This is a genomic window from Chamaesiphon sp. VAR_69_metabat_338, from assembly GCF_031423935.1.
GTDB lineage: Bacteria > Cyanobacteriota > Cyanobacteriia > Cyanobacteriales > Chamaesiphonaceae > Chamaesiphon.
Genome location: NZ_JANPGM010000724.1, coordinates 1 through 5711 on the forward strand (window position 1 = coordinate 1; position 5711 = coordinate 5711).

At 48.1% G+C, this 5711-nt stretch carries 5 protein-coding genes; 1 reads left to right on the top strand and 4 read right to left on the bottom strand.

Features of this window, described 5'->3' with window-relative positions; translation table 11 throughout:
• Together RMO84_RS20190 and RMO84_RS20195 are read right to left on the bottom strand one after the other, a co-directional pair.
• Nucleotides 1-879: homocysteine S-methyltransferase family protein (locus RMO84_RS20190; RefSeq protein ID WP_310490230.1), on the bottom strand; the 879-nt coding region annotated here is incomplete at its 3' end.
• Between the two features lie 190 nt (nucleotides 880-1069).
• Nucleotides 1070-2656 (bottom strand): metallophosphoesterase, encoded by a 1587-nt coding sequence (locus RMO84_RS20195; protein WP_310490231.1) that lies wholly within the window; start codon nucleotides 2654-2656, stop codon nucleotides 1070-1072.
• A 789-nt stretch (nucleotides 2657-3445) separates the two neighbouring features.
• Here RMO84_RS20195 and RMO84_RS20200 point away from each other — a divergent pair.
• A complete protein-coding gene (locus RMO84_RS20200) occupies nucleotides 3446-3904 on the top strand; it encodes a hypothetical protein (RefSeq protein WP_310490232.1) in 459 nt (152 codons plus the stop codon).
• A 4-nt stretch (nucleotides 3905-3908) separates the two neighbouring features.
• On the opposite strand, the gene RMO84_RS20205 is transcribed toward RMO84_RS20200, so the two are convergent.
• Together RMO84_RS20205 and RMO84_RS20210 are read right to left on the bottom strand one after the other, a co-directional pair.
• Complete coding sequence (locus RMO84_RS20205; protein ID WP_310490233.1) at nucleotides 3909-4607, bottom strand: molybdopterin-dependent oxidoreductase; 699 nt, start codon at nucleotides 4605-4607, stop codon at nucleotides 3909-3911.
• A 217-nt stretch (nucleotides 4608-4824) separates the two neighbouring features.
• A complete protein-coding gene (locus tag RMO84_RS20210) occupies nucleotides 4825-5427 on the bottom strand; it encodes a cytochrome b/b6 domain-containing protein (protein ID WP_310490234.1) in 603 nt (200 codons plus the stop codon).
• Nucleotides 5428-5711: the final 284 nt, after the last annotated feature.

A 5711-nucleotide genomic window follows, 5' to 3' on the forward strand; every position in this document is an offset into this window, starting at 1 on the left:
GCCAATTACCTGCACGCCCCAATCTTCGACGAACTTGTACATCGCCAACTTGAGTTCGATCGGCGTTAATTTGTAGTGAGCGTGTCCGCCGATATTTTCAGGTAATCCGGCATTGGGCACGCAAGAAACCACAAATGGCGATTGTTCGCAGAGATGCTTAATATGGGGAGCCATCAAATCTGGCCCAGTCGCACAATTTAGACCAAGAATATCGATCGGGAATGGCTGTAATGCGGTTAATAATGTCGCAATATCACTACCCGACAACATCGTCGCCTGGGGATTTTCAAATGTCGCCGAAACCATGATTGGCAACCGCGCACCTTTATCCTTAAATACTCGTTCGAGTCCACTGATTGCTGCCTTAATTTGCAGCACATCCATACAAGTTTCAATCAAGAATAGATCCACACCACCGTCATACAAGCCTGTAGCCTGATCGGTGTATGCTTGCTCTAGTTCTTCATAACTGATGTGCCCGATCGAGGGTAATTTAGTACCAGGGCCGATCGATCCGGCGACAAATCTCGGTTTCTCCGGGGTCGAAAATTCTGCCGTACATTTTTTTGCTAGTTCGGCAGCAGTCTTGTTGAGATAATAAACCTTGTCTTCTAACCCATATTCCGCCAGCGTTTGATAAGTACCACCAAAGGTATCGGTTTCGATCACATCCGCACCCGCCGCCAAGAAGTCCTTGTGTACCTTCGCTACCGCTTCGGGTTTGGTATGGACGAGATATTCATTGCAACCCTCATACTCAGCACCCCCAAAGTCAGCCGCCGTGAGGTTTTGGACTTGGAGATTGGTGCCCATTGCTCCATCGAGGACGATGACGGGACGTTCGGGACTGTGGAGACGCGCGAGGAAGGGACTTGTCATACGATCGCTAGAGGAGGAATTTATCTGAGTATTATCTACATATCGATAGAGATCTCTTCACTATCGAGTTCGAGATCGGAGTAGGACTCTATTATAGTAAAATTTGCCCTGACTATTCATCAGAGATGCTACGCAGATAACACGATCGAGTCATTCCCGATCTGGCCTAAGTCGATCGTGTCGCCGATTTTTAGATCGATCGAACATCTGGCTCGCTCGTGTAAGATTTCCAGTGAAGCTGATGATATTCCGCGACTTGAGGCTTGAGTCTAAATTGTAAAGTCTGCCCGGGTAAGACATCAACTTGCAAAAATGAATAGGGATGATGTTTATTCGACCCCTGTCCGGTCTTCCCAATAAATTGATGCGATACGGCGACATCCTGCAACTTGCCATCAATCCGCTCTTGCAGGATATTCCCCTCAGTGCGTTGGCGACGCAGACTAAAACCACTGCCCCCGCAGATAACCCACTTGATACCGCGATCTGCATGACCAGTGGCTAGGGTTTCGAGATATTCAAAGCAATGGGCATGACCCGACAAGACGAGATCTACTAAGGGGCGGTTGTCGATAAGGTGCTTGACCTGTGACTCTACCCGATCGAATACCTCTCGTAAATAATGTCTGACTGCCAAGGTTTGACCTTGATGCCATTTGGTGGCTTCGGTGACATAGGGGGGATGATGAAAATAAATCATCCGACCTCGGACGGTTTTGTCTTGCCAAGATGCGACCAATCCTCGCTCCAGCCATTCCAATTGCTCGAAATCGATCTGCTCGTGGACGGTATTGGGGTCTAGTTGCTTTTCCAGATCGCGAATCGATTCTTCGATGTGTTCGATCTTGCCGAGCAACTCGTCGAGAAATTCTGGTGCTTCTGCGGTCGGCTGTGCCGCTCGGTCGGGATCTACATTTTGGACGACCTGCATGTGCTCTTCGCGTTCTGCTTGCAATCGATCGAGATCTGCAAGTAACGACTGACGGTGCCGATTTCCACCCTCGTTTGATTCGATCGGTAATGGGGCATTAAAGGTGTTGGAATCGAGGGCAAAAAAGTCGATGCCGCCATAGCGAAATCGATAATAGCGGTTGGGGATGCGGGTAAATTGCCCAGGTTGATAATGCAATCCTTTGCCGGTAGCAGTCTGAGCGGTGTAATGCCGTTCTAAATGCTGCTGGAGTGCTGATTCGGGAATATCTTTGAGATAATCCAAGAAGGCTCTGGCATAGGCATCTCCTTGATAAGAGCCATGCCAGCCGACATCTAGATCGATTTGATAACGGAAAGCTTGGCGCAGCGGACGCAATAGCTGGGACAAGACGCCGTAAGCCAGGGGGAGATCGTAATAGTCATGATTGCCCAAGACTGGTAAAAATGGGCGATTGAAGACCATCGAGTCATAGGAAATCTGCGCTGGGTGGCGATCGCCACCAACTAGTAACTCCCGATAGGGTTTAATAAAATTCTCTGGATACTGTTCGCTCGATCCGACTAAATAGACCACATCCCCAGTGTGCAGAATAAACCGAGCGGAAGGTGCCGTTTGCATCATTAGCTCTGCGACGCGACGCTGAGGACTATCGCGCCGATGCAGCCCATTACCGCTGTCTCCCAGCACGCAAAATGTAAACCCCTGCTCTGGATCGCTACCATCATCTAGCACTAGTTGCGTCCGATCGATCCCCATCTGCTCGAACAGGGGGTGGTTCCAGCGCATTCGTTCGTGCATTTTGGCAATCTTGCGTTCGATCGGCGGATCGGAGACTAACTTCATTGCTAAATTGCTACATATATTAAGAGCGATACTCTAAATTTTAAACCCATTGCCACTAAAAAATGGCATCAGCCTCAAACATTGAGGACAGTCTCACCAGTTCCCACATTTCCTAAATTCTCGATCGGCGATTGTATCCATTTAAAGATATATTTCTAGTGCAATGTGGGTATAACTAGATGTAGATGCTGAGCATCGTTCTCCAAAACTGTAACTGCGGTGGTCTCTGGCATCTGGAAACCTGCCGATCGCAATGCAGTCTTGGGATCTGCTTTGTAGCTGTGCTTTGTAGTTTGAGTCTTGCCAAGCCTTGAGGATAATTCGCGATCTAGTCGCACGTTGCGAACGTGGCGATTCTAGCCCAGATCGCCCAATTTTGACTTCTGACTCGGTCATTATCGGTAAAACTACAAAAGTTTGTCCCGGAGTACTCTAGGGCAACAGTGACGACACGTTCGGGTGGTAGGTGAATCTCCATGCTAGCCAACGCTTGATGGGGCCTTTGCCAATAACTGCGAACGAAACTCGGGATCGCTGACTGCTCGATCGATCGCCGCTGACAATCGATCGTCTGAAGATCTATCGATCCACACAGGTCGAGGTGTAAGTAAATCTGGAATAATCCGAAGTAACGTTTGGAATCGATTCCACATATTCGCTAACTAGCCTCGATCGTTGAGAATTGCAAAAATCTTGAAACTGTAGCAACATCATCAGTTATTCTGACGGCTGAGTGCAGTAATTCTTATCTACCAAATTTGTATCGCAAGTTGACAAAAACCAGTCAATATGAAAATTCAACTAGAACGCAATCTCAAAGTCTACCCTCATCGATTGCGATGTGTCGCTTGCCAGCATCCATTTTATGGTGGTAGAACGCGAGTTTTATTGCGGCATCAGCATGGCGAGATCGTGGGCGATGTGTGTATTGACTGCATCCGCCAAGGCAATACACATATCCAACAACAGCTCAAGGAACGCGCGATCGCGTTATTCAAGCTACCAGCAATTCCCGATGTCTCGCCATCGCCACAAAAACAAGCTCTAGAGCTATGGGAATTAGCAACTAGTAATTTTGAAATTCCACCCTTTTATTATTGGTGGTGGCAACGGTTGTTAATCCTAATTGCAACCACCCAAGATTTAGAAGTTGCTAGAAGAGGCAAGGGCAATTTTCGCTACGGTCAATCTAAATTACCCAGAATTACTTTCACCAAAGAGGAATCTCCTTTTGGCAAAGATAATTAGCCGATTACAAACCTGCAAACCATTCATATCCTAAATCTTCCCAGTAACCGCGTTTTGGGAGCAATCGATCGGTAACTACCAATTCTGTCACCCATTTACTTTGTTTGTAACCGAGTTTGATTGGGGATGCAAGTCGAAGTGGGGCACCATTTTCGGCAGGTAAAGTATTGCCGTTCATTTGATAGGCGAGTAGAGTTTGGGGATGGACGACGGAGGCCAGATCCCAACTTTCATAGTAACCATCAGCGGATTTAAAGTAGACATATTTAGCTGTCGATCGCGGCTGGGCTAATCGTAATAAATCTGGTAATCTTACGCCACCCCATTGAACGATCGCCGCCCAACCTTCGACGCAGACTTGACGAATTACCATTGAAGTAAATGGTAATTGCTGAATTTCGGTCATCTTTAGTTGTAACGGTCGATCGACTTCACCAGTAATTGCTAATTTAAAGTTTGCCCGATCGATCGTAGGCGTACCCCGAAAACTATTGATAATTAATTTGCTGGGTTCGATCGCCGCGATCGGAAATTCAGGGGTCGGTTTGGCCGATAATAATAGTGATGCAAATGCCTCATTTACCGGCATTGAAATCCGCCCGATCGGGTCGTAAAGTAACGTCCCCGCCAGATTTACCATTAGTCCCGCTCCAGCCCATTGCAGGAGTTGGCGGCGGGAAACTCGTCCGGTTTCTTCAATCATCGATCGTCGTGGTGGTTTAGGGATAGGAGCGGGAAGCGGGGAGCGACTGAAATCGCGCTGTAGACGAGTGAAGCGAGACGTGTCGCTAGACGGTTCCCTCAGCGTGCGTTTCAGTCAAGACAGCGCGGAGCGGGGAGACGAGGGTACCCTGGATCTACACTAAGCAATAGTATATTTAAACTGCTGTAGGACGTGACAACACCTAAAACCTAACTATTTATTCCTGTTTGAGTTTCAAAAACCTCGTAGCAATTTTACCATCCCCAACTCCCAAGGCTAGAGTGGAGTGAACTAGAGTGAATAACAACACCAGCGGCACAGTCATAAAATGCGCGGTGCGTAATGTTTGCCAATCGCCAAATAAATTAGCCAACCAATAAAATTGCACGGGTTGATACATCGCTAAACCAGTAGCGATCGCCAGGATTAAAATTGGAATAATACTGGTATAGACGATCCGATGCCAAGCATAGCTCCGGCGTTTGGGATTGCTACTAGCTTGGAGTGCTTTGACATCCTGAGTGCTCCCAAATCGATCGCGCCACCTTTTCGTCCAGAAGATATAAATGCCATAGGCAAGCAGATTTAAGCCATAAATCCACATCAGGGCAAAATGCCAATTGCGTCCGCCAGCCAGCCACCCACCCAGGGTAATCAACCACGGCAGATGGATGCCATCGCGTCCGCCGAATACGGGATTGGCATTATAAATTTGTAAGCCGCTAGAGATCATCCCAAACAGACTGATGATATTAATCCAGTGAAATAACCGCACGATCGTTGGTTGTCCGCCGATCGATTTTCCTGTTTGGGGTGCCATCTGATTTTTTGTAGGTCTAGTTTAATTGTAGAGGGGATAGGATGTAGGGGGTAGGCTTTAGGCTTGAGAGGATGCCTGAAAAGTCTAATTGCATCGCTTCCTCTGCTGTTGCGTACGTCAGCGACACGCGCTTTGGAGGTTGTCTCCAAGTTAAGCGGCTCGCGCTCCGTCTTCTCTTCGAGACGCTACGCGAACGACACGCCTCGCTTCGCTCGTCTACGGCTTTGTCTTGTCGCAATTGTATGGGCGGGACACCCGCCCACATTGCGCCGCTGCCGAGGGTT

Coding starts and splice junctions, on each gene's coding strand:
- RMO84_RS20195 (WP_310490231.1), bottom strand. CDS start 2,656: ATGAAGTTAGTCTCCGATCCGCCGATCGAACGCAAGATTGCCAAAATG.
- RMO84_RS20205 (WP_310490233.1), bottom strand. CDS start 4,607: ATGATTGAAGAAACCGGACGAGTTTCCCGCCGCCAACTCCTGCAATGG.
- RMO84_RS20210 (WP_310490234.1), bottom strand. CDS start 5,427: ATGGCACCCCAAACAGGAAAATCGATCGGCGGACAACCAACGATCGTG.
- RMO84_RS20200 (WP_310490232.1), top strand. CDS start 3,446: ATGAAAATTCAACTAGAACGCAATCTCAAAGTCTACCCTCATCGATTG.